The 24757-nt window shown below is 62.8% G+C and carries 19 protein-coding genes; 7 read left to right on the forward strand and 12 right to left on the reverse strand.

Annotated elements, in window-relative coordinates:
• Positions 1-29: 29 nt before the first annotated feature.
• Both OXI69_16165 and OXI69_16170 read right to left on the reverse strand, forming a co-directional pair.
• Positions 30-1736 (reverse strand): carboxypeptidase-like regulatory domain-containing protein, encoded by a 1707-nt coding sequence (locus OXI69_16165; protein MDE2667678.1) that lies wholly within the window; start codon positions 1734-1736, stop codon positions 30-32.
• A gap of 110 nt (positions 1737-1846) precedes the next feature.
• Positions 1847-2629 (reverse strand): ankyrin repeat domain-containing protein, encoded by a 783-nt coding sequence (locus OXI69_16170; protein ID MDE2667679.1) that lies wholly within the window; start codon positions 2627-2629, stop codon positions 1847-1849.
• A gap of 389 nt (positions 2630-3018) precedes the next feature.
• Between OXI69_16170 and OXI69_16175 the strand changes: the two genes are divergently transcribed.
• Entirely contained in the window at positions 3019-3819 is an 801-nt protein-coding gene (locus tag OXI69_16175; GenBank protein ID MDE2667680.1) for an SDR family NAD(P)-dependent oxidoreductase, read from the forward strand.
• Positions 3820-3829: 10 nt separating this feature from the next.
• Here the strand turns inward: OXI69_16175 and OXI69_16180 are convergent, their stop codons facing one another.
• Both OXI69_16180 and OXI69_16185 read right to left on the reverse strand, forming a co-directional pair.
• Positions 3830-4594 (reverse strand): sugar phosphate nucleotidyltransferase, encoded by a 765-nt coding sequence (locus OXI69_16180; protein MDE2667681.1) that lies wholly within the window; start codon positions 4592-4594, stop codon positions 3830-3832.
• Complete coding sequence (locus OXI69_16185; GenBank protein MDE2667682.1) at positions 4591-6027, reverse strand: phosphotransferase; 1437 nt, start codon at positions 6025-6027, stop codon at positions 4591-4593. Before OXI69_16185 ends, OXI69_16180 begins: the two co-directional genes overlap by 4 nt.
• A gap of 176 nt (positions 6028-6203) precedes the next feature.
• Between OXI69_16185 and OXI69_16190 the strand changes: the two genes are divergently transcribed.
• Together OXI69_16190 and OXI69_16195 are read left to right on the forward strand one after the other, a co-directional pair.
• On the forward strand, positions 6204-9239 hold the full coding sequence (locus OXI69_16190) for a DUF1553 domain-containing protein (GenBank protein ID MDE2667683.1): 3036 nt from the start codon (positions 6204-6206) through the stop codon (positions 9237-9239).
• Positions 9240-9277: 38 nt separating this feature from the next.
• Entirely contained in the window at positions 9278-10753 is a 1476-nt protein-coding gene (locus OXI69_16195; protein MDE2667684.1) for a DUF1501 domain-containing protein, read from the forward strand.
• Between the two features lie 3 nt (positions 10754-10756).
• Here OXI69_16195 and OXI69_16200 read toward each other — a convergent pair whose 3' ends face one another.
• From OXI69_16200 to OXI69_16210, 3 genes are all read right to left on the reverse strand, one after another.
• The gene (locus OXI69_16200) at positions 10757-10969 is read right to left on the reverse strand and encodes a cold-shock protein (GenBank protein MDE2667685.1); all 213 of its coding nucleotides are present in this window, start codon (positions 10967-10969) and stop codon (positions 10757-10759) included.
• Between the two features lie 214 nt (positions 10970-11183).
• The gene (locus tag OXI69_16205) at positions 11184-11933 is read right to left on the reverse strand and encodes an amidohydrolase family protein (protein ID MDE2667686.1); all 750 of its coding nucleotides are present in this window, start codon (positions 11931-11933) and stop codon (positions 11184-11186) included.
• Positions 11930-12691: a hypothetical protein gene (locus OXI69_16210; protein MDE2667687.1), complete on the reverse strand. Its 762-nt coding sequence runs from the start codon at positions 12689-12691 to the stop codon at positions 11930-11932. The genes OXI69_16205 and OXI69_16210 overlap by 4 nt, the downstream gene beginning before the upstream one ends.
• A gap of 225 nt (positions 12692-12916) precedes the next feature.
• On the opposite strand from OXI69_16210, the gene OXI69_16215 reads away from it, so the two are divergent.
• Positions 12917-13765 (forward strand): phytanoyl-CoA dioxygenase family protein, encoded by an 849-nt coding sequence (locus OXI69_16215; protein MDE2667688.1) that lies wholly within the window; start codon positions 12917-12919, stop codon positions 13763-13765.
• A gap of 331 nt (positions 13766-14096) precedes the next feature.
• On the opposite strand, the gene OXI69_16220 is transcribed toward OXI69_16215, so the two are convergent.
• Positions 14097-14873, reverse strand: coding sequence for a hypothetical protein (locus OXI69_16220; protein ID MDE2667689.1), 777 nt, complete (start codon positions 14871-14873; stop codon positions 14097-14099).
• A 27-nt stretch (positions 14874-14900) separates the two neighbouring features.
• On the reverse strand, positions 14901-15668 hold the full coding sequence (locus tag OXI69_16225) for a phytanoyl-CoA dioxygenase family protein (protein MDE2667690.1): 768 nt from the start codon (positions 15666-15668) through the stop codon (positions 14901-14903).
• 301 nt (positions 15669-15969) lie between these two features.
• Between OXI69_16225 and OXI69_16230 the strand changes: the two genes are divergently transcribed.
• Positions 15970-17196 (forward strand): M24 family metallopeptidase, encoded by a 1227-nt coding sequence (locus OXI69_16230; GenBank protein ID MDE2667691.1) that lies wholly within the window; start codon positions 15970-15972, stop codon positions 17194-17196.
• Between the two features lie 134 nt (positions 17197-17330).
• On the opposite strand, the gene OXI69_16235 is transcribed toward OXI69_16230, so the two are convergent.
• The 3 genes from OXI69_16235 to OXI69_16245 form a co-directional block, all read right to left on the reverse strand.
• Complete coding sequence (locus tag OXI69_16235; protein MDE2667692.1) at positions 17331-17744, reverse strand: type II toxin-antitoxin system VapC family toxin; 414 nt, start codon at positions 17742-17744, stop codon at positions 17331-17333.
• Entirely contained in the window at positions 17741-17983 is a 243-nt protein-coding gene (locus OXI69_16240) for an Arc family DNA-binding protein (GenBank protein MDE2667693.1), read from the reverse strand. The genes OXI69_16235 and OXI69_16240 overlap by 4 nt, the downstream gene beginning before the upstream one ends.
• Before the next feature lie 136 nt (positions 17984-18119).
• Positions 18120-20750: a hypothetical protein gene (locus tag OXI69_16245; protein ID MDE2667694.1), complete on the reverse strand. Its 2631-nt coding sequence runs from the start codon at positions 20748-20750 to the stop codon at positions 18120-18122.
• A gap of 129 nt (positions 20751-20879) precedes the next feature.
• Between OXI69_16245 and OXI69_16250 the strand changes: the two genes are divergently transcribed.
• Both OXI69_16250 and OXI69_16255 read left to right on the forward strand, forming a co-directional pair.
• Complete coding sequence (locus tag OXI69_16250) at positions 20880-22628, forward strand: sodium:solute symporter family protein (protein MDE2667695.1); 1749 nt, start codon at positions 20880-20882, stop codon at positions 22626-22628.
• Positions 22629-22914: 286 nt separating this feature from the next.
• Positions 22915-24516, forward strand: a complete 1602-nt coding sequence (locus OXI69_16255; GenBank protein ID MDE2667696.1) for a hypothetical protein — start codon at positions 22915-22917, stop codon at positions 24514-24516.
• Positions 24517-24757 lie beyond the last annotated feature (241 nt).

Consider the following 24757-nt stretch of genomic DNA (forward strand, 5'->3'; position numbering starts at 1 on the left):
AGAGCCGCATGACGGCCCATGGATTGCCGTCAATACACTCTCGGGGCCGGCAACGCCACCAGGTTTTTCTTCAACCTCTGGCCCTGGGAAAGATCGATCCGCTCCGCATCCCTTTCCAGGCTACTCAGGTAGTCGAGGTTGCTCTCAAGTCCGTACTCGTGATCGGTAAAAGCGCACACCAGGTACTGTGCCGGGACCAGGCCCTTGAGAGTAAACTGCCCGCGCTGGTCGGTTCGAGCCCTCCTGGTGAAGCGTGAGTGGGGCCCCCTGTATTCGGAGTCGGCGGCAAAGACCAGAACGGTCGCCGCCTGCGCGACTTCCCGGCCCTCCTCTTTTTCAACGACGCCGCTGATTTGAGCTCCCTCCGAGGAAACGTGAATCTCCACCCCGTCCAGCCGGTCACCGGATCTGACCTCTATGGGCCGGTCAGTGAGCTCCTCGGTCCGGATGCGGATGGACTCGACATAATGATTCCCCCGCGGGGGGAGCCGGACGACAAGGCGATAGGACGCCTCCTGCAGGTCCTTGATCTTGAAGGTGAAATCCTCTTCAACCCGGGAGCTTCTCCCGCCGGCATACCTCCATGCGCTGCCGATCGATTCCATATACAGCGAGATCCGGCGCCAATCCAAATCGGCCTCCTCCCGATCGGTCACAATCCTGCCGGTGATCTCCGCACCCGCCGCCAACACCAACGTCAAGCCCTCGATATCCTGGTCGGTCACTTCCACAACCGCGCTGGCCATCCGTAGATCCTCGTCTCTTTCCGAACGGGCAGTCAAACGGTGTCTTCCGGGAAGAAGGCCCTTGACCTTGAATTCTCCCTGCCGATCCGTGTCCACGCTGGGTTCCATCCCGGAAACGAGGAATTCGTCCGATTCCCTTCTCGATCTGATCCAGACCGAGTGAGCCGGCCTGCCCTCGGGAGTGAGCACCCGGCCGCTGATACCGTAGCTGCGGACTTCTATCAAGGTGAAGTAGAATCCCCCGACTTCTTGCCCCGCTGCTACCTCCACTTTGGCAGCCTCCCGAGGATTCAGCACTCCAGGGTAGTAGACCGGAGGAAACGACCGATCCGCTTCTTCCTCTCGATCGTCGAGAGGGCGAGGCACCGCGCTCAAGTAGTAGCTTCCCGGCCGAATGTCGAAGAGGCGGAATCGCCCCCGGTCATCGGTCTTGGCATGCCCCGCCGGAACCAGCTCGCGCTCACCGCCATAGCTCCTGTATTCGCTCAACGTCACCGAGACCTGCGAACGGGGTTCGTTGTACGGATCCACCACGGTTCCTTCCACCACGCCGCCTTGAATCAATGGGAAGTCAATGCCATCGAGGACCTGGCCCGGCGCCAGCGAAAGAGGGAGCGATCCGCGCCGCCTTCCCGATTGGGAGGGTTTTTCCCGGCTGTAGGATCGGCTGAGGTAGCCGTTGCGACTCGCGCGCAGAATGTACTTGCCCTCCTCCAGGTTCCTGATTTCGTATTCCCCCCGGCTATCGGTGCGAACGGTCCGAGTGACGGGGTCTCCTCGCCGGCCCGTCGAATAGAGCGTCACACGCGCCCTTACCAAGGGGCGCTCCCCCTCGGCAGCGAAGACCTGTCCTCGGATCACTCCCGATTGCCGGTCTGCGGGCTCTTTAGAGGACACCGCAGGAGTTTGAATCAGAGCCGGCTCACTGAAGGCGGCAACGCCAAGCAAGGAGCCAATGACCGCACCCCCCAAGAGGCTTCTTGTCTGCATGTCATCCTCCTGGGGGCCCGGAAGGTGAACGGCAGCCTCCAGGCACACAATCAAGCAGGGGAGCCTGGCCCGACATTTCTCCGGGGCCAGTCGGCAGCTCTGAAGGATCCCTACCAATCGGATGCGGCTTCCGTTTCCCAATCCCCTGTCAGACCGCAGCAATAATTGACGGTAGCGATGGTTTCGGCATCGAATCGCGCCTTGTCCTCCGGCGCCAGCAGCCCCTTCTCGACCAGGAATGTGTTGATTGTCCTCAAGCCCTCATCCCGCTTCGGACCCGCAGGCAGCCCCATTTCGAGAAAGGCCTGGAGTTTCAGGTAAAAGACTCCCCACACCCTCAGCCTTTCCCGATCGGGATGCCGGAACGTCGATGCCTGCTCGATGGCTGAAACGGCCCCATGGTTGCCGTGCTTCAAGGCCGTCTCGTAGGCCGTCACCCCCACATCGTTTGGGAGGTTCGGGTTGCCCCCTGCCTGGAGCAAGACATTGATCAGGGCTGCAGGGGCGTCATAGGCAGCCGCATGAAGGGGCGTGTCCCCGTATACATCCGGCCGGTTGGGATCCGCCCCGGCAGACAGCAGGGCTTCCACTTGCCCCCGGTAGACCGGGACCCTGCCGGATTGCTCGATGATTGACCGCAGCGGCGTGTTCCCGAAAGCGTCCGCCGCATCGGGATCGATGCCGGAGTTGAGAACCTCCTTCAGTTGGTCGTTGCTGCCTGAAACTATCGCCAGGTTGAGGTCCTCGACCGTCGCCATGGGTCTCGGTTGGCTGCCTTCCGAGCCCTGCCAGGACAAAATGTGGGACACGCCGAAGATCCAGCCCGTCAAACCGAAGGCAGCGAGCACAAGGTGAAACACCGGCGTCATCCATTTGCTTCCCAAGATATCCATGGCGTCCTCCTCGGCTGGTGGTTGGGATTGGACAGGAATTTTCCCTTACCCCTATAAACAGTCGAAATGGCGGTCGATTACAATTTTTTTTGCAGAGGGGACGTTCAGGACTGGCGGAAGGCTCTGGGCGATGCAGACGATAGTCTTGGGCGGCTTGCCGTTCCCAATGCAGCCAACCCGTATAGCGGGACCTGGTACCTGCTCGCGATAGGTCGGAAGGATCCGTTTTTTCACTCTCATAGGATCCGCACGCCAGGACAGGGGGCTGACTGACCTGCGGGGCGCGCTCGGAGTTCGTCAAAAGCCTGACCGATTTACCGGGAGTCCGGGTATACTCCGGGGCGGAAGGCAGCAATCTGCCACCGGTCGTCTGATCGAAAGGAATTTCCATGCGCATAGCGGATCGGGTCGCCGTCGTCACCGGCGGCGGCGGGGCTGTGGGAAGCGGCATCTCCCGCTGCCTGGCGCGGGAGGGCGCCCACATCGTGGTCGCCGACATTGCCCTGGAGGCTGCGGAGACGCGGGCCGAAGAGATCCGAAAGTTGGGGCGGCGGTCCTTCGCGGTTCAGGCCGACATCACCTTGGAAAAGGACTGCCAGGAACTGGTGGAGTCATCCCTGAAGGAGTTCGGGTGCATTGACATCCTGGTCAACAACGCCGGCCACTTCGGCGAGCGCCTGGGGTTGCCCTTCACCAATCAGACCGAGGAGGAGTGGGACGACAACTACACCATCAACGTCAAGGGACCCTTTTTCCTCTGCAAGGCGGTGGCTCCCCACATGATGGAGCGCCGTTCCGGCAAGATCATCAACATTTCCTCGATCGCCGCCAAGCGCGATCCCCAGATCGTGCCGGCCTATGCAGCCGGCAAGAACGCCCTGCTCACCCTGACCCGCATCGTGGCCAAGGACCTGGCACCCTATAACGTCAACGTCAACGCCATCTGCCCGGGAATGGTCTGGGGACACTTCTGGAAGCGCCTGGCGCCCCTGGTAGCCGCGGGAGAGCCCTCCTTTGCCGGGATGGAGCCCCGCGAGCTGTTTGAAGCCTGGTTCCACAAGAGTACGCCCCTGCAGCGCGAGCAGACACCCGAGGACATCGGCAACCTGGCCGCTTTCCTGGCCTCGGAGGAAGCCCGCAATATCACCGGCCAAACCATACACGTGGACGGTGGGGCAGCCATGAACTGAGCCGCAGGGGTCAGGATTCCTTCCTCAGTGCGGCGAAGAAGTCTGTTTCGAACAGCTTCTCGGCCTGTTTGAACCGTTCCGGGCTGCCCAGGTCCGCCCACTTGGCCTCATCGTCGCGGTGGCCCCGGATCGGTTGACCCTGTCCCGCCACTTCCAGGTAGGCGTCCACCAGCGAGAAGGGTGGGGGAAGGGTGAGCCGGTCCAGCAGTGCGGGGGAGATGATCTGGATACCCATGAAGGACAGGGGCGTGAGGGGGCCATCCGGCGATCGGGCCATGCGCTCTTGCCCGGTGGCGAGGGACTGCCAGCCGCACAGGCTCTCGCCAGAGTCGAAGAGCAGACGCCGGGAGCTTTTTCGTTGATGGACCGCCAGGGTCGCCAGAGCACCGGAATCGAGGTGGGCCTGCAGCAGCCTTCCCAGGTGCAAATCGCTGAGCACGTCCACGTTGTGGACCAGGAAGGGTTTCCCGTCATCGAAGAACCAGCCGGCTCGTTGAACGCCCCCGCCGGTGTCCAGCAGTTGTTCTTCCAGGGAGACTGCCAGGGTGAGCCCGTCCGGGCGGTGACGCCGGCGGTAATCGGTCAGAAATTCAGAAACCTGGTCCGCCAGATGGTGGGTGTTGACGATGATTTCCCTGAAGCCCTGTTGAGCCAATCGAGAGATGACCCCGGCCAACAGGGGGATCCCCTGAATTTCCACCAGCGCCTTGGGCCTTTGCCGGCCCAACCGGCCCAGGCGCGTTCCCCGTCCGGCTGCCAGGATCATGGCTTTCATGGCATGGATTCCAGCTCCCGGTGTTGAAGATCGATTCGAAGATCGTTCCGGGATCGGAGGTGGGCGGCCAGGCGCTCGGCGCAGAACACGGACCGGTGGCGCCCGCCGGTGCAGCCGAAGGCGACCGTCAGGTCGGTAAAGTTTCGCCCCAGGTGGTGATTCACTGCCTGGTCCACCAGAGTCCTGGCCTGACTCAGAAAGCGCTGTACCTCCCGGTCCTCTTCCAGGAAGCGGCCGACCTCCCGATCCCTGCCGGTGAGGGGGGCGTAGGCTGCAATGCGGCCGGGGTTGGGCAGAATGCGGCAGTCGAACACGAATCCTCCTCCGTGTCCGGTCCGGTCCCGGGGAAGGCCCTGCCTGTAGGAAAAGCTCTTGACGTGGACGGCGAGTCCCGGTTCCTGCTGCTGCCCTTTCCGGTTCAGGGAATCGGAACGGATCATGCGCTGCCACACCACCGACAGCTCCGGGAGCCGGACGGGCAGGGCGCCTTGGGCCAGGAGTCCTTCCAGGGTGCGCAAGCCATAGGGAATGCTGGCCTCAAAGTGGCTCTTGCCCTGATGGAGCCCCCGGTAGCCGTAGGCGCCGAAGGCCTGCATCAGGCGCAACAGGGCGTAGGGCCGGAAGAAGCGCAGGAAAGTTTCCGGTTGGAGGGGGGTCAGATTGCCGGCCACTCCGAGGTAGTGGTCCAGCAACCGATTCCTCAGGGACCAGGGCAGGTCCGCCTTGGCGTCCAGCAGCAGTGAGGCTACGTCATACTGCAGCGCCCCCTTTCGGCCTCCCTGGTAGTCGATGCAGTAGAGTCGTTCCTGAAACCACATGAGGTTGCGTGACTGGAAGTCGCGGTAGAGGAAGTGGTTGGTGTCGGCTTCCATCAGGAAATCGATCAAGGTATCGAAGTCATCCTCCAGGGCCTGTTCCTCGAAGGGAATGTCAACCAGCTTCAGGAAGTGATACTTGAAATAGTTCAGGTCCCAGTGCATCGATTGCCGATCGAAGCAGGGCCTGGGATAGCACTCCGAGTAGTCCAGATCCCGGCCGCCGACGATCTGGAATCGAGCCAGCGTCTCCAGGGACTCCCGGTAGAGTCCGATCAGGCGATCGGTGAATCCCTCCTCTCGGCCCTGGGTCGAGACCAGTGAGAAGAGAGTCACGTTACCCAGGTCCTGCTGCAGGTAGATATGGCGGTCCAGGTCGGAGGCGTAGATTTCGGGTACCGGCAGCCCCTGGCGGCGAAAGTGGCCGGAGAGGTTCAGGAAAGCCCGGTTCTCCTTGCGGTCCGGGTTGAAGGCGCCGATGACCGTCCGCTCCCTCCCGTTGATGCGGAAGTACCGGCGGACCGATCCATCAGCCGAAACCGGGACTATCCCCTCGGCGGGTTCACCGCACCACTGCCGGTAGAGTTCCTGCAGGCGGGTTTTGACGTCGGGGGCCATGGGTCTAGCAGAACCGGAATGCTTCCGGATGCACCTCGAAGATCATACACCAGGGCTGCCATCCCCCATCAAATCCCTCCCCACGGGAATCTGCGATCGAGGGGTCTTCTTTGTGAGCGCCACGCCCGACACCCCTGCCGCAGGGGTGATATAATCGCTCCTCAGAGGGTTTCATCGTGAAAGGAACAGCCCGCTACGCGAAACGGCGTCAGAGAACCCGCGTCGCCGCGGCGTCCGCTTCCGGATTGAAAAAGGGTTGGGTCATCCTCGGGTTGATGGGCATGCGGGTTTTGTCCCTGTCGGCCCAAGACGTGCGTCCTCCCAGCTTTGAAACCGACGTCCTGCCCATCTTTCAGCAGAACTGCCTTCATTGTCACAGTGACCAGGCTCGTCAAGGGGGATTGTCCCTTGAGACCCTGGAAAGGGTTCTGGCCGGCGGAGACTCGGGTGCGGTGGTGGTGGCCCACCAGCCTCTGGAGAGCCGGCTGCTGGTGCTGATCAACTCCGGCGGCATGCCCATGGGAGCGCCACCGCTGGGGGCGGGAGCCATCGAGGTGGTTCGGAGCTGGATTGAAGCCGGAATGCCCGGGGGAAGCGCGGAGGCGCCCGTTTCTGAAGCCGCGCCCGCCGTGCGTGAGCGGGAAGTGATGGCGGCCATTCTGGGAGCCAAGTGCCTGCCTTGCCACGGGCGGCGGCGCCAGGAGGCCGGTCTGGACCTGAGGACTCGGGAAAGCCTGTTGAAAGGAGGGCAGTCCGGCCCCGCCATCGTTCCAGGCAGACCGGAGGATAGTCTGCTGGTTCGGCGCATCCGCGCGCAGGAAATGCCACCACCCCACTTGCAGGAACAGTTCTCGGTGCGCGGCCTGACCTCGGTCGAGTTTGAGAAGGTGCAGGCCTGGATTGCCGCGGGCGCCCTGCCCGATCCCGAAGAGCCTCCCGAAGCCGACCCGCGTCGGGATACAACGGCAGGCTTAAAGGCTCGGCAATTCTGGTCCTTTCAACCGCCCCGCCGGTCGGTCGAACCCGATGTGACGGGGAGGGATCGCGTCCGAAACCCGGTGGACGCCTTTCTGCTGGCTCGGTTGGAAGCGGGGGGGCTGGGGTTTTCCCAGCCGGCTGACCGCCTGGCGTTGATGCGGCGGGCATACCTTGATCTGACGGGCCTCCCTCCTTCCCCCGAGGAGATCCGATCCTTTCTGGCCGACTCCGACCCGCGGGCGTACGAACTCCTGGTGGACCGTCTGCTGGAATCCGCCCACTACGGTGAGCGCTGGGCCCGCTACTGGCTGGACGCCGTGGGCTATGCCGATTCCGAAGGAGGGGTTTCCTCCGACGAAGTCCGCCCCCACGCCTTCCGTTACCGCGATTACGTCATACGGTCGCTGAATGCGGACAAGCCCTACGACCGGTTCCTGATCGAGCAGATCGCCGGGGATGAGCTCTTCGACTACAGGGCCGTCGAGACCTACAGTCCCGATCAGTTGGACCTGCTGGTGGCCACCGGCTTTCTGCGAATGGGGCCGGACTCGACCTACAGCACCGAGCAGAACAACCTGCCGGAACGCCTGGACGTGGTGGCCACCCAGATTGAGATCCTGAGCTCCTCCACCATGGGGCTGACGCTGGCTTGCGCCCGCTGCCACGACCACAAGTACGATCCGCTGTCCCAACGGGACTACTATCAACTGAGCGCCGTCTTGAGGACGGCCTACGATCCCTACGACTGGCTGTCGCCCAGCATGGGCTGCATCGGGGTGGGAGCCAACTGCAACGACACCAACACCCGCTTGTTGCCGCTGCCTTCCGACAGCGAGCTGCGGGAAGTGGAGGAGTACAACGCTCCCTTCAAGCGCAAGATCGCGGAACTGGAACGGCAACTGGAGGAGAAAACCCGTCCCCTCCGCAAGCAGCTGCTCGAGGAAAAGATGGCGGCCCTGCCCGAGTCCCTGCGGCAGGATTTGAAGGAGGCCTCGCAGGCCAAGCCCGAGGAACGCACCCCGGTTCAGAAATATCTCCTGGGCAAGTTTGCGGAGACCCTTCAGGTTACCCGGGCCGAAGTCCTTCAGAAGTTCAAGGACTTTGCCGAGACCTCCAAGGAGATCGAGGAGCAGATCAAGGATGAGAAAAAGAAGCTGAAGGGCAAGCCCAAGATCAGGGCGCTATTCGACATGGGAGGTCGTCCCACGCCCACTCGGATTCTGGGACGGGGCGAATACACCAATCCCGGGGATCAGGTGCTGCCGGGAGTGCCGGCGGTGCTCAACGGTGAGCTGATGCCCTACCGGGTGGAAAAGCCCGAATGGAGCACCGAAACCACCGGGAGGCGTCTGGCCCTGGCCAAATGGTTGACTCAGCCCAACCATCCCCTGACGGCCCGCGTCATGGTGAACCGCATCTGGCAGCACCACTTCGGCGTGGGGCTGGTGAGCACGCCCGGCAACTTCGGAAGCACCGGTGCGCGGCCATCTCATCCCGAGCTGCTGGATTGGCTGGCGCGCGAATTGGTGGATGGGGGTTGGAGCCTCAAGGCCCTGCACCGCCTGATCATGACGTCCACGGCCTACCGGCAGACTTCCAGCGCCGCACCTCTCTCTCTGAAGCGCGACCCCGACAATCGCCTTGTGTCCCGTTTTCCCTTGAGGCGATTGGATGCGGACGCCCTCAGGGACTCCATTCTCAAGGTCTCGGGACGGCTGGACCCGACCCGCTACGGTCCCGCCGACGAGCTGGAGATCAAGCCCGACGGAGAGGTGATCGCCAGGGAGAGTCCCGACGGATACCGCAGAAGCATCTACGTGAGGCAGAGGCGTTCCCAGCCTCTCAGCCTGCTGGAATCCTTCGATGCCCCGCTGCTGGTGCCCAACTGCCTCAAACGGCCGCATTCCACGGTTTCATCCCAGGCGCTGCACCTGGAGAACAGCCAGCTGGTGCGCCTCAGCGCACGGCACATGGCCGGTCGGGTGATTGATGCCGTGGGTGAGGATACTTCCAGGCAGATCGAGCGGGTCTATCTGCTGGCGCTGACTCGACCGCCCACTGCCGAGGAGTCCGCCAAGGCCGGGGAGGTTCTCCGCCAGTTGACTCGAGAATGGAAGCGGCATCTGGAAGTGGAGGTCCCGGCGGAACCGGTAGCCAGCAAGGCCGAGTGGCTGGCGCTGGCATCCTTGTGTCACGCCTTTCTCAACTCCGCCGAATTTCTCTATGTGAATTGAGGAGACAGGACACCAACTGCAATCGAGGAACAAGTCCGATGAACTTCAGGCAAAGGCAAGCTGTCCCCCGGAGTCGCCCCGCGCCCATTGACCGGCGGACCTTCTTTTCCCAGGTTGGCGACGGCCTTCAGGGAGCCGCCCTGGCCACCTTGCTGGGGAAGGATCTGCTGGGAGCGGATTCCCTTCTGGACGCGGGTTCGCGGCAGGTCTACGATCTGAAAAGGCAGCAGCCCCATTTCGAGCCCAAGGCCACCTCGGTCATTCAGTTGTTCATGAACGGCGGGCCCAGCCAGGTGGATCTGCTGGACCCCAAGCCCGCCCTGGAGAAATTCGCCGGTCAGCCTCCCAGCCGTGACCTTGCCAGTGAAATTCGAGCCGTGCGGGAAGCCGGTGGTCTGATGCCGTCCCCGTTCAAGTTTTCCAAGCGGGGTGAGTCGGGCATCGAGGTGTCGGAGGTGATGCCTCACCTGGCGAAGCAGGTGGACGATATCACCGTGATTCGCTCCATGTTCACGCCCCACATCGCCCACGAGTCCTCGCTGTTTGTCATGCACTCGGGGCGCATGTTTCCCGGACGGCCTTCGCTGGGCGCCTGGGTGGTCTACGGCCTGGGCACCGAGAACCAGAACCTGCCGGCCTACGTGGTGCTGGACGACCCCAAGGGGCTGCCCATCAACGACATCCAGAACTGGCAGGCAGGGTTTCTGCCGGCGGTCTACCAGGGGACCCGTGTGCGGTCCGAGGGTTCGCCGCTACTCAACCTGCATCCGAGGGAGGAATGGCCCAGTCCGGTGGTGAAGCTGTCCCGTTCGCTGCTCAGACACCTGGACCGAAACCACTTGAGCCGGCACCCGGACGAAGCCGAGCTGGAAGCCCGCATTGCCGGTTACGAGTTGGCGGCCCGCATGCAATTGGCCGCTTCGGATGCTCTGGATGTGTCTGGGGAATCCGAGGCCACCAGGGAGATGTACGGCCTCAACGACGAGCTGACCGCTTCCTACGGCAAACGCTGCCTGATGGCTCGAAGATTGGTGGAGCGGGGGGTCCGTCTGGTTCAAATCTACATTGAAGGCCAGATCTGGGACAACCACAACGCCCTGGTCAAGAACCTGGGTTATGCCTGCGGCAAGACCGACAAACCGGCCGCGGCCCTGTTAAAGGATCTGAAGCTGCGGGGATTGCTGGACCGCACGCTGGTGGTTTGGGGAGGAGAATTCGGCCGGCTTCCCATCGCCCAGCAGCCTGCCAGCGGCGAGGTGGGCCGTGATCACGGCCCCTCGGGATTCAGCGTCTGGCTGGCCGGTGGCGGAATCAAGGAGGGTACCGTCTACGGCGCCACCGACGACATCGGCTATAAGGCCGCAGTAAACCCCGTCAGCGTGCACGACCTGCACGCCACCATCCTTCACCTGCTGGGCATGAACCACCGGGAGTTGATCTTCGAGCGCGAGGGCCGCAGCGAAAGACTGACGGACGAATTTCCCGCCCGCATCGTCCAGGATATTATTGCCTAGCGTTTACTGCACGGCTGTAACGTTACTGGCCTTCAGCCCCTTGGGACCGCGTTCGATGGTGAATTCCACCCGCTGTCCCTCGTCTAGCGACCGGTAACCGTCCGCCTGCACGGCCGAGTAATGTACAAAGACATCCTCGCCGCCGTCATGGGAAATGAAACCGTAGCCTTTGCTTGAGTTGAACCACTTGACTGTTCCCTGAATTCTTTCTGACATAGCCCTTCACTCACTCCTTCTCCTGATAGTTAACACCCCGGATCTCCGAGTTTCGGGACAAAAAAAAGCCGCCTCAAATCGCGGCGGCTGCTTCAAGACCGAACAGACACTCGCCTCACCAGAGTCACCGGCCACTATACGCTTCGGTGTTTTTCTTGTCAATCCCGACCGTTGATCCTGGCCGGCCGGTGACTCGGGCCCTCCCCCTTGAATCTCAGATCCCGAGCAGCCGGCAGGCGTTCTCTCCCAGGAGCAGTCGCTTGGCCTCGTCGCTGATGTCTGCCGTAAGGATCTTGCCGATTTGGCATCGCGGATCCATCAGAGGGGTATCGGAACCGTAAAGCACCCGCTCCGCCCCGGCCTTTTGCACCAGTTCCTCCACCACTCCCGGACTGCGGAAGGAGGAGCAGGTTTCCAGGAAGACGTTGGGGCAGGTTCGGGCCGCCCGGATGGCCTGAGCGCGAAAGGGCTCGACGTTTCCGGCGTGACCGGCCACGAAGCGCGCCCCGGGGAATCTTGGCGCGACCTGGGAGAGGAAGCGGGGCGCGGTGGTGGGTTCGATGCCGGTGTGGGTGATGATCACGAGGCCTCGCCGGTGGGCGAAGTCGTAGACCGGGTCCCAGACGGGGTTGTCCAGAGGGAAGGGTGTGTAGGAGGGATAGATTTTGATGGCCCGCATCCCGAGGTGGTCGACGGCCCGTTCCAATTCGGGCGCCATTGTGTCCGGCATCAGCGGCGACACGTAGGCGAAGCCGATGAAGCGATCGGGATGGCGCGCCACAAAGCGCGCCGTCAGGTCGTTGCCTGTGCGGCCGTCGGGATAAAAGATGTTGAACAGGCAGCTCTGGTCGATGCCGACTGCGTCCATGGCTCGAAGCATTTCGTCGGGATCGTCCCTCATGCCCGTACCATCCCAGCGGCCGACATGCCCGTGAAAATCGATCACCCTGGTTCCGGCAATCATCGATCCTCCCCTTGCCTCAAGATACGTTCGAGATTCCCGGAACAGAGCAGTTCCAGATCGCTCGTCTCCAGGCCCAGGTGATGCAGCGAGAACAGCATCGGCCCCATGGCGTAGCGAGGGTAGAAGGAGCCGTAAACCAGGCGCCGGATTCCGAATTCCCGAATCAGCGGCGGAATCTTTCCCAGTCCTTCGTAGCGGCTCAGCTCCAGGTGGGCCCGGGGCAACTGCCGCAGAAGCGGAACGACGATCAGGGAATGGATGTAGTGGGCTCCCAGCAAAACCGTGACCAGGTCAGGGAACCGGCGCAGCATCTCCCTCGCCTCCACCGCCGGCGTGTCGGCCAGGGAAAGCCACAGGGGAATGCGCTCGGCAGCCAGCCATTCCAGCAGGTCCCCGTAGATCCAGTCCACAAAGGGAAGGCCGCATTCCCGGGTGTTGTGGAGGCGGATACTGGTGAGTTGGCCGGGGCGATGCAACTGCTGCAACTGGGCCAGGCTCTCGGGCGTGGGGTCGGCCACCCATTGGGGGTGCAGGGCCGATTGCCCATCCACCCAGGACAGCATCCGCTCATTGCCTTCGAGAGCGCTCATCGCCTCTCCCTCGAGGTGGTAGATCAGCGCCCGCGCCACCCCGTGCCGGTCCATTTCCCGCAGGAGTTGCTCGGGGCTTTCGAACGGCGAGGCCCGATTGCGGAGATGTCCCACGCCGATATTGGCGTCGAAAACAGGCACCCGGGCTCGGAAATTCAGGGTCGTCATGATCGAAAAGGGGTTTCTGTAGGCGCGGCCGCACGCCCCTGCGGACCTCCCCGGGATTATCTCCCAAGTCGGGGCGTCTGTCGAGCCCGCGCTGCCTGGGACCAGCCCCGTTTCGCCGGCCCGGCGCCGCTTGACCGTGGCGGGTTGCCTTCGCTAGCATGGGTCTGCGACCCGGTCGGGAATGCGGGTCGGGTGAGGTGAGGTCGAAACATCCGGGGGATACCCATGGCAACGCGAAAAGACAGGATTGTGGATACCGACTGGTCGGCCCTGACGCTGGGGCAACGCATCCGGCACCTGGAGGTCGAAGGTTACGTGGTCTTGCCCGACCTGCTGGACAGCGAACACCTGGAGCGCTTGAGGGCCGAGACTGCCAGGATGGAGACCATACCCCGGGACTACAGCATTCACCAGCGCGGCCGGTCCAGCGTCCAGTTCTGGGGCGGTCCCATTACCGACTTGATCGCTCATCCGCCCACCATCGCCTTTCTGAAGGAGCTTTTCGGGGACCGGATCATCATGATGAGCTACGGCTACGATCGTTCCGAGCCGGGCCACCCCGGGATCAGCCTGCACAGCGACGGCCAGCCCTGGGGTTCCAGGATTTTCGGGTACAACCTGAGCTGTCCCCGCCTGGTGCGTGTCCTCTACTACCTGGAAGACCTGACGCCGGAAGTCTCTCCCTTCAAGGTGATTCCCCGATCCCATCTGAGCTTCCACAACGACGGCAACCCCTACCTCCGCTACGAAGACCACCCCGAGCAGGTGATGGTCACCTGCAAGGCGGGCTCGGCCGCTCTCATCAACCAGAACGTTTTCCACGGGAACTTTCCCAACGTGGGCACCTACGCCCGGGAGATGCTGGCCATCGCCTACCGCCCCGCCTGGGCCGGCCCCGGAAGCGAGATCGACCCCTGGGATCCGGAAGAGCTTGCCAAGGTCCCACCCGCCGTCCGGGAAGTGATGGGTGACCGCAACACCCGGATCTGGAACTATGGCGGGGGCAACAAGCCTCCCAACATGCCCCTGGTCGCCCCCGGCATCGACCCCAGCCGCTGGGAACGGGTGAGCTGAATTCTTGGTCGTTGCAGATCGTTAGTGCCTCCGTGAAACACCCGCTGTCACCCATCCAACCCCGGCCATATTGGAAAATCCTATTCCGTGGCAGCGTTGGGGGTTAAGCGAGAGCGGCGTAGCCGCGGTAGAGGCGGGTTGACCGAGGGAACGTCTCCTACAGGTCTTCCTTATAGAGCAGCGTAGCTGCGGCTTAGGGTAGCCCCGGGCGGGAGCCCGGGGTGGTTTGAACCCCGCTATGCCTTAGCCGCGTAGGCGGCGGATTAATGGCTGATTTCCACAACGCGCCGCCTGTCCAAAACCACGCCGATCCCCCTGTGAGAAATACCACTCAATCGGACGGAACAGCGCTTACCCACTGGGCGAAGTAGGCGGGAGCCCATTTGCGGGCCAGGTGCAGGTTCAGAAGGACAAGACTGCTGTAGGGGAGTGAGGTCTCGGCTTCCATCCAGGCCTCGGCTGCGGCAAAGGAGGGCAGCTCGACCAGCCCCACTTCATGCCAGTCCGCCTGGGGAGCCATGAGCCGGAAGACCTCCAGCCGTATTAAGCCGTGGCGTTGGGCGATGGCCTTGAACTGGCGGGCCTGCTCAACCTGTCCGCGCTCCTCGGCCGACAGCTCGGCGGCCCCGGGCAACCAGCGCCGGAAGGTGAGAACCACCAGGCTGGTGGAGTCTATCCGCAGGGATGGAATCCGATGGGGGTCACTACCGGAGTCAGGCGATTTCCGTGCGGTGGGACGGGAGGTCCGGTCATTGAAGTCGTCCTGGCACACCCGCCGTGCGAGATGGTACTCGTAGTATCCGTAGCGCCCGTAGGGCGGGGCCATCTCGGCCTGAATCCAGGCTTCGGCTCCCGCCAGGGAGGGGAATTCGATCACCCAGAAACGTTGCCAGTTGTCTTGGGGACCCAGCAGTCGAAAACCCTCCAGGTGCATCAAACCGTATCGACGCGACACCGACAGCATCAGGTCGACATGTTCCTGTGAGAAGGCGTCCTGTTCCCTTTGGGAGAGAGCATGCCATGCGGGGAGTCGGCCACCCTTGAAGAGGACCACCACCGAGTCGCCGGGATTTGCTGCGTGTCCGGCAATTTGGTCGCTGGGTGTCATCAGCTTTTCAGCCCGAGTTCCGTCGGCCTACTGGAAGGGTACGGGGGTCCTCGGGAAGTGGCCGAATTGGTCTCGCCCGCAGACCAGGACCGGCCGGTAGTGTCTTCCCAGAGAGTTGGCTCGAACCTGCCTGACCCGCGGAGAAATGAATCGGATCGCCAGACCGCAGCGCCGTCTGGCGGAGCGGTTGGGGTTGCTTCCGTGGATGAGCATGCCGTCGTGGACCGACATCTGGCCGGCCTTCAGCACAAGGTCCACCGTTTGGCTCGAGTCGAAGCTCTCCTCGGCGATTTCCTGGTTGATGCTGAGCAGATTGCCGGCCGTCGCCGAGGTGCCGTGGGTCAGAATGCCGTGGCGGTGGGACCCGGGAATGACCCGCATGCAGCCGTTGTCGACATCCACGTCGTCGATGGCCAGCCAGGCGGTGACCGCCCGCGGCGGTTCCAGTCCCCAGTAGGTCACGTCCTGGTGCCAGGCCACGAACTTGTCGCCTCGGGACGTGGAGGGATACTTGCAGAAAAAATGGTTGCCCAGGAGAAGGACATCGGGGCCGAGGACCGAACGGATCGCTTCCAGAACCGGAGGATGGGTGCTGAGTCTCCAGACGAACTCATGGGTGAAGTGCAGATTGTTCAGCCCGATTTCGGCTTTGCCCTGTCCCTGGTCGGCTTCCAGGGCGTCGAACTGCGACCGGTAGTCCTTCATCTCGGATTCCGGGAAGACCTCCAGTCCGGTCAGATATCCCTGGCTCTGCCACATCTCTGACCTGGACTGCTCCAGGGTTGTCGTTGGCATCCGGTGCTGACCTCCTCGGGCTCAGTCTAATTCAGTTTGGTGCGAGCCGAGCAATTATTTTGATCGGTCATCTCCCCCACTTGGATTCACTGGCGACGGCGCAGGGGATCGGTATTGTTTTATGAACATCGGTGCACAGGATAAAGAGACGGAGGTGAAATCCTTTTCGCCCGGTGCTATTCTTTCGGCACGGGCCGGTCGCGACAACTATTCCGCCCAGGGCGGATCTCGATTCAAAGCCCCGGGGCAGAGCCGGGCTAATTTTTCTGTCGGCAGGTTCGGCAGTCATGGGAGGTCAGGGATGGAGTCACAGGCGATTTCCAGACAGGAGTTTCAGAGCCGCTACCATCGTGTGCAACGTTTCCTGGAGGACCGGCAATTGGGGGCTTTGCTGGCCTATTCTCCGGCCCGCGAGCACAAATGGGGTCAGACGGGCCATGTCTCCTATCTGTCGGGTTGGGCCAACGATGACCGGATTGTGGAAACGGTGGTAGTGGTGCCCCGCCATGGCGACCCGGTGATGCTGGCTGCCGGAATGCAGTTCATGTTCGAGCAGGCCGCGGAGGTGTCTCCGATTGAGGATATGCGGTTGGTGGAAGCCGTCGACCCCAACGCGGTGGCGGGTCATCGCGGGGGGGGCGACGACCAGGGCCCCCGCGACTTTGCCGGTCAGACCCTGGCCGTCCTGGAAGAGAATGGACTCGGAGGAGAACGGGTGGGAGTGGTCGGGGTGAGCACCATGCCGGCTCCCTTCTACGAGGGACTGGCTCTCGGGTTAGGGGACCGGCTCCATCGCGTGGACGACGTGGTTTCCCAGCTCCGTTCCGTCAAGAGCGAGGCGGAACTGCAGTTAATGCGGCGGGCGGCCGAGTTGAGCGATCTGGGATTTCAAACCATGCTGGAGGTTGCCAGGCCCGGACTGCCCGGAATAGAAATCGTGGCCGAGATGGAGCGGATGGCGCGCCGGGAAGGAGCCGACCACGCCAAGTACTGGATGGCTTCAGGTCCGCCCCCGGACTGGAATAATACCCGGCTGGACATCAGGCCCCATGAGCGCATCCTTCAATACGGCGACCTCATGGCCAGTTGCTCCTACATTGTCTACCAGGGATACTGGTGCCACGGGCATCGCACCGGAACCCTGGGGAAACCCTGCGACGCCCTCACCAGGTTGTGCCAGGTGACACGTGAAGCCCATGATCGGGCTCAGGAGATTCTGAAGCCGGGCACGCCCGTGGCCGACTTGGGCCGGACCATCCGAGAGCATGTGGAGCCCCACGGTCTGGATCTTCTGGGGGGTAGAATCGGACACGGAATCGGCATGGATTACAGCGAGCAGCCCGTTCCTTTCGACGACAGCAACCCGGCTCCCATGCAGGCCGGAATGACCGCCGTGATGCACGCCGTCTTCGGCCTGCCCGGAACCGGCAAGATGTTCGTCCCGCTCGGCGACGTGTTCCATCTGACCGAAGACGGTCCGGAACTCCTGATGGGGTTCCCCCGAACCCCCTTTGTTGCCGGGGTGTAGACTGCTCTCAGGTGAATTCGTGATCCTTGTGGAAGGGGATCATGGGATCGTCTTTGCCCTTTTTGCCTCCAGACCGCATCCGCTCCTGGTGAGCAACAACTCGCGCCAAGTCAAAAGGACAACCCCATTTTCACTCATCCCCTCGTCGATCTCGCAAGCGTCCGCAACGACACCGCCACATCTGCGGCGCCTCGCAGGACCTCATTGTCCAGAGTAGCCAAGGGAACGCCCAGAACCCGAGCGAGCGTGACGAACTGGGCATCGTAGGCACTTAGACCGCACTCCAGCGCGACATCGATCACCTGGTGTCCGGACAGGCTGGCGATGCGGCCTCCCAGAACGACAGCAGCATCATCGCTCATCGCTTTGGCTTGCTCCGAGGTTAGCGCGCCCCGCCGCACGAAGCCGATCAGGACGTTGTGCAACTCACTCATGAGGATGCTGGGGGCCGCCCACTCGGTCTCCCGCTCGAACAACACGGCCGCGTCGGTACCGTCTGCTCCGCCCATTAACAGACGAACCATCACATTCGTGTCGACTACGATCATGGTCGTCCCATGTTCCGCATCTCACGTAGCCTATCCTCGCTGAGATCGACCGGTCCAAGTGTCTTGTTTCGCTGCCGGATGCGTTCCAGGAGGGCTTGCGGGTCTATCGGCTCGGGGCTGACTGACGCCATTAACCTCGCCAGGATCTCCCCGTTCAGGCTGCGGTGGTTCCGGTTCGCGGATGACTTGAGTTCCCGGTGCAGGAAATCGGGGATTCCGCGAAGCGCTATGTCTGGCAAATTAGCCTCCTTCGGCAAGTGTAATACCATAATGATATCATAATAATGTCATACGATACCCTGGTTCGGCAACCCGGGAGAAGAGGTGTTCGACGCTGGCGCGTTTCTTGTAGTGGGTGGCGAAGCCAGGGGACGCTCAGACAGCCGAGAGATCGTCGATCACCTGGCGGCAGTTCAGGATCTTCTCGGCCAGGTCCAGCGGACGGTAGTAGTAGTGGTTGGAGGCCTCGAAGGCAATGGTGGAGTGCCGCCGGGCGATGGAGAATTGAGCCTGGGCCAGCTCGATTTCCGCCCAGGCGATCTCAATCATCCGCCGAACAGTCGGGGGCCTCTCCTCCTGGACCTGCCGAAGCTTCTCCCTCAACAGGTAGAACTCCACCTGGTTGGCCGTGCTCTGGAAGTGGTGCCGGCAGGTTTGGGCGATCGCCAGGTCCATCTCTGCGAAAGCCTTTCTTGTCGGGGTCACTTTCTCCGCGCCCTGCCGGAAGCGGGCCAGCCCCCGGCTCCAACCCGCGGCCAGCTTGCGGAACTGCTGCTGCACGACTTCGGGGGGGTAATCCCCCGACCACTGCCTGAAATCGTCCTGGGGGAACAGCATCATGCTGGAGCGGTACCCGGTGGGGTGAAGACGCAGCGAATTGGCCGGCCCGTGTTGGGTGGGAATGTTGTAGATGCGGACCCCGTAGGGGAATTCCTGGAATGCCCGGCTGAACTCTCGCCAGGCCTCGACCATCAGCGGGGCCGCCTCCGGGCCGTAACGGCGGGTTGCCAGTTCCACGAGGATGTCCGGGTTGGATCCCGCGGGCCGAAAATAGTGGGCCTTGGCCGCCTCCAGGTTGGGAGAGGCATAGCCCCCGCAGGTCCAGGAGGGCATGATGCCGCTGATGCCTGCCCTGGAGAGTTTCTCGCAGTGTTGAAGGATCAGATCCACCACGGGAATGTAGGGAACCGCCGAGATCTCCCAGGTGTTGTTGAATTGCAGCTTGGCCATGGTGCGGATTCCCTCCCGGTCGGCCCTGGCCCAGTTGCGCCTGGCCCGGGGCCCGGGGCCCACCACCGAAATGGAGTACTCTCCGACCTCTGTCTCGACTCCACCCCTGGACACCGGCTGCTCCCACTCGCTGATGCTCATGAAGCGCACGTCCTTGGGCAGCAGGGGAATCAGCCTGGCTGCCAGGTCGTCTCCCCAGCCCCAGTCCCAGGCGATGACCTCGGCGCTCGAGCCGGCTCTCCGAACCCCTTCCCTAAAGGTGCCGATCAGCTCGCCGATCGTGTCCCAGCTCTTCCGTTGGGAACAGCGGGGGCACCCGTCGGCGCGGGGAGCTTCCCGGCCCCAACTGCCGCCGTGCGAAAAGCAGTTGGTGTGGTTTTCCGACATGGTGATGGAGAACCATCCCCCCAGGTCGGGGACCTGACGCATGACATGGGTAAGGCTGTCGGCGATCCACCGGCGCACTCGGGGGACGCTGGTGCACATGGCGAAGAAGTCCCGATCGGGCGAACCCTTGATGTCGGGATGCCGGTCAAAGAAGGATGGTGGCATGGCGCGCGGCTCGTTCAGGTAGAGATAGATTCGGATGCCGAACCCGAGGGCGTGCTCCACTAGGGAGTTGAGCCGTCGCAGCCGTTTTTCCCAGTCCTTGCCGAATTCCGGAAACTCGGTGGAGGGGGCCAGGGTGCTCAGCAGGGAATGCATCCAGACCCCGTTGATGCCGGCCCGGCCCAGCGCTTCCAGGTAGGCTCCGGGGAAGGGGTCGATATCCTCTTCCAGGAGCGGATCTCCGAAGAGCGCCAGGTAGGAGTAGAGGTAGCGAGGGTCCCAGGCTGTCTCGCGCCGGAGGGTCCCCTTGGGCACAAAGGGTCCGCCTCGAAGCTCCATCCGGTCCTGAATCCAGTAGAGGCCCTGCCGGACGTCTTCTTCCTCCTGACCGGTGATATGCAGCTCCCGAGGGCTCACCTGGACTTTGAAGCCTCGAGTGGCTTCGTCCCCGGCAGAGCTTACTGCCATCCGAATGGTTTTGCCGCGGGAAGGCGGGGCGGTGGTTATCTCCACCCGAGCTCCCATGGAGCTGCCAAGGTAGTCCTGGAAGCGTCGGGCGACCTGGGCCAGCCTGGGCTGGTCAGGCTGCACCAGGTTCCAGCCGCTGCTTAGGTCCACTTCTTCCCGGGAGGCTCTTCGGGTGGCATCCCGCAATTGGGGCCGCCGGGTCAGGCTCAGTTCCCGGACAAAGTGGAAGGGCTCCTGACCGGGTTCCTGGATCCGGCTTCCCAGCGTTTCCTTCAGGATCTCGCGGATGTGCGCGGCCCGGCGCAGTTCTTCACCGGTGGGACTGCGATAGAGCAGCTCTCCACAATCAGGCTTGGGCCCCAGCTTGATATCCAGGAAATCGTCTTCCTTGAGGGCGAACTCCAACTTGGCACGGTCCCAGTCCAGGAGCCGGATGAGTTGATGGCGAGAGAGCAGATGCCAGTTCTGGCGGATCACCGTGATGTGTATCCGCCTGAGCTGATCGGGACTCAAACGGCGCTTCGGGGGAAGGCCCATCGCGTCCCCCAGGGCCAGCACGTTGGCTTCGCTGGTCTCCAGCACCCGAGCGATCCGGGAGGTGTTGGCCAGCTCCCAGTTGCGCCACACGAACTGGAAAACACGATTGGGGAAATGGGGCTCCGGAATGGGCGGGAGCGAAGCACTGGGAGGACCGCCGGAGCGGCAGCGGCTGAGGCCGAGAGCCAGCGGACCCAGGTAAAGAAATTCCCGGCGTTGCATGGAGTCCCCTTTCGCGGTTGCAGCGTCGCAGTCCGTTTTTCGGCGCCAGTGGGTCTTTTCCGGAAAAGCCTAACACCGAGGCCGGGCGGCGGCAATACGGATGCAGTCAGGGTGATAGAATGACCGCCCATGTTCTCGACCCTTCATCCACTCGACCTGGCCGTCCTGGCAGTCTACTTCCTGGTGGTGACCTTTCTGGGAGTAGTGGTCGGCAGGAGAAAGACCAGGAACCTTCGCGACTTCTTCACCGCCGGGGGCAAGTGGGGGTCACTGGTGGCCTTCATCTACGTCTTTGCCTCCTCGGTCGGCGGCGCGGAGGCGGTGGTGGTGGGCGGTGCGGCCTACCGGAGCGGGCTTTCGGGCGTTTGGCTCTGGTTTGCCGGAGGCGTTGGCCTGATCGTCTACTACATCTTCGCCCCCATCTACAAGCGAGTAAGGGTGTTCAATCTGGCCGAGGTCTTCGAGATGCGCTTCGGTCCGGGGGTGGCCAGCTGCATCGCCATCATGGGGAGCGTCCTCAGCCTGTTTGTCATCGGCACCTTTGCTCTGGCCGTGGCCAAGACCATTGCCGGGCTGACGGGATGGTCGGTGGAAATCACCCTGCTGGCCGCCTGCCTGGTGGTGGCTCTCTATGTGGGATCGGGCGGCCTGATGTCATCGTTGCTGACCGATCTGTTCCAGGGGGTCTTGTCGCTGACAGTCTTCTGCTTTCTGCTGTTGCCATTCCTTTGGGGAGAAGTGGGCGGGTTTCAGGGGCTGGTGAATGTCGCGCCGGAACGCTGGGCGCTCTTCTCGGAGGAGATTCCGCTGACCTACGTGCTGGCCTTGATCCTAGGCGGACTGGGAGCGGTGGCCACACCGATTCTGTTCAGCTTCATGGTGGTGGGCAGGGACGAGCGGGCGGCCACCCAGTGCGCATGGAGCCATATCTGGAAGCGAATCATGACGGTGCTGTTTGCCGTCTACGGAATCATGTTCGCCATCTACAAGCCCGGACTCCATACCCAGCCCTTGCCTCAGGATACCGAGCTGGTTTGGGGGATCGTGATGAAGGAGATCGTTCCCGCCGGCCTGCTGGGGTTGCTGGTGGCCAGCTTCTTCGCCGCCCTGATGTCCACGGTGGACACCGTGGCCACGGCCAGCTCCGCCATGACGGTGGACTATCTGTTCAAGAAGCGCTGGTTCCCGGGTCGCAGCCAGGCATTCTACCTCCGCTGGGCCCGGGTGGGAGGGGTGGTGGCCGTTCTGCTGGCCTACCTGATTACCCTGCAGTTTTCCACGCTCAAGGAGATCGTCGAGTTTCTGGCGCCGCTCCAGGGATTCCTGGGCATCCCCCTGTTTTTCGGGATCGCCTGGAGAGGAGCCAATCGGCGCGGGGTCTGGGCCGCGCTGGCGGTGGGAATCGGCCTGCTCTGGATCGTGCAGATATTTCATGACGGGCCGCCCAGCACCAAGGTGCCGATGAGCGTCTTTCCCCCGATCGGGGCGGCCGCCTTGACCATGTACCTGGTCAGCCGGCTGACGCGGCCCGAGTCGCAGATACGCCTGCAGCGTTTCTACTGCATCCTGAATACGCCGCTGGGGCAAGATGAGCGATTGAGCGCCGTGGGAATCCGGCTGCCGGCCATGGAGGGCTCGGACGGGGGCGCCCAGGCCGAAGAGAGGCTGGATGAGCCGGCCCTGGCGCAGCTCTATGGGTCCTATTCCACTCGGAAGATCTGCGGGCCGGAGAGTGCGATCGAGCTGGTCCGGGAGCCGGGCCTGGAGTGGTACTACAGGGGTCTGCTCTGGTTTACCCTGTGCTGCGCCCTGATGGTGTCCCTGGTCTGGGCGGGTTCGGCGCTGATGGTGTTTCTGAGCTCGCAGGCGGGAGGGTAGCCGCTGTTGGCTGGAAACCGGTTCAAAGTCGAGCATGGGCAAATTTTTGATTCACATCGATGCACAGGATGCACAGGATTCTTTCAGGTAACGGTTAGCTTCTAATGCCGGGAATCCGCAAAATCGCACCGGAACATCGCCTGAGCTGGTTTTTCGTGCAGGAAGCTCTCGTCCTGTTAAGCCTGTGCGTCCTGTGCATCGATGTTCAATAATCTTGTTCCCAACAGGCCATGAACTTCTCTTGTTTCACTCTCGGATGATTTACCCGGCAGGGCAGGAGCGCCACTTGTCTGAGTCAAATTCCGCAAGACTCTTTGTCGAGGGGTATGCGGATCGACTGAGCGTTCCGGCCGGAGACGGGATCGGCTTTCACGTTTCGACCAACTTGCCCCGGTACTCGGTGGAGATCGCACGTCTGGGAGCGGAGCGGAAGGTCGTGTGGACCCGGGACAACCTGTCGGGGGCCTGTCATCCGGTCCCGGCCAATGCCTCCAGCCACGGCTGCGGCTGGCCTCCCGCGTTCCGAATCAACGTGCCCCGAGACTGGTGCTCGGGGTACTACAGCCTGGTCCTTCGCGGAGAGGGAGTCCATCGCCGGGTCCGCGGCGAGATCTCCTTCGTGGTTAAAGCGGCCCGGCCGGGGCGGGAGTCCAGGATACTCCTGCAGCGCACCACCAACACCGATGCCGCCTACAACAGTTGGGGCGGGTACACGCTCTACAGCGGCCCTGACGGCCCCGCCCACCGGGTCTCCTTCGACCGGCCCTATGCTGGGTTCGACGAGGATGGCATCTACCTGTTCGCACTCGAAGGCCGGTTCGAGAACGAACTGGATGAGCGGCATATCTCCAATGCTCTGCGGGCGGCCTTTAAGGGGGTCGGAATCGAGATTGCCGCCCATTCCTTCGTTCAGGTGACCCGCCCGGGCCACCGCTGGTACCTGGTGGTTCCTGGCATTACCTACACCTTGAAGTGGGAACGGGGGCAACTGAGAGTCTATGACGGATTCACCACCTGGGAAAGCGGTTGGCGCAACTGGGAGCAGTTCTTCGTGGCCTGGGCCGAGCGGTCCGGCTATACGCTGGAGTACGCTGTCAACACCGACCTGGAGTTCTGTCCTGAGCTCCTTCGGAACTATCGGCTGGTGCTGAGCGTGGGGCATGACGAGTACTGGTCTGCGCCCATGCGGGACCACCTGGAGCAATACGTTGCCGACGGAGGCAACGTGGCCTTCTTCAGCGGCAATAACCTCTGGTGGCAGGTTCGCAGCGAAGACCGGGGGCGAGCCCTGGTCTGCTGGAAGGACTACAAGCGGGATCCTTACTTTGCCTCCGGCCGACACGACCGGCTCACCACCCTCTGGTGTCACCACTTGATCGGGAGGCCGGAAAACCGGCTCACCGGAGTCAGCTTTGCCCGGGGGGGCTACTACGACTTCTTTGATCAGTACCGCGACGACCCGGGCCACTACACCGTTCATCGGTCCGATCACTGGGTATTCGAGGGCACCGGGCTAAGTGACGGCGATCCTCTGGGAGGCCTGGACAGGTTGGTGGGCTACGAGTGCGACGGCTGCGACTTGCGGTGGAAGGGAGGCCGGCCGGTTGCCACCGGCCGTGAGGGGACACCGGAGAATTTCACCATCCTGGCCACGGCGCCGGCGGCCCTCTCTCACGCGGACGACTCGGTGCGCCTGGCCTCGGAAGCCCTCTATGGAGAGGGGACTACCAGGGAAATCACCCAGCCCGGGGCTGCTGTCATGGGCCTCTACAGCCGCGGAGGCACGGTGTTTACCACCGGATGCACCGAGTGGGCCAAAGGCCTGAGGGGTAGGGACAAGACCGTGGAACGCATCACGCGCAACCTGCTGGACCGACTGTCACGGTAAGTGGATAGTGGTCAGCGGCCGGTGATCCGTTGAACCACCGCCCTGGAGGGCGGATCATTCGAGGGAAAACAGCGGACTCTTACGAACCTCGGCAGCAGGGCCCCCTGCGGCTCGACTGAGGACTGAATCTCCTATGTGGCGATCTCGCGGATTCCGTCCCCCCCCACCGGTTCGACTGCGGGCGGGGCCCTTGTCTCACCGACTCCTGTACCGTTCTGAGAAGGACCTTTGGCGGATAATC

This window comes from Acidobacteriota bacterium, assembly GCA_028875575.1.
GTDB lineage: Bacteria > Acidobacteriota > Terriglobia > Versatilivoradales > Versatilivoraceae > Versatilivorator.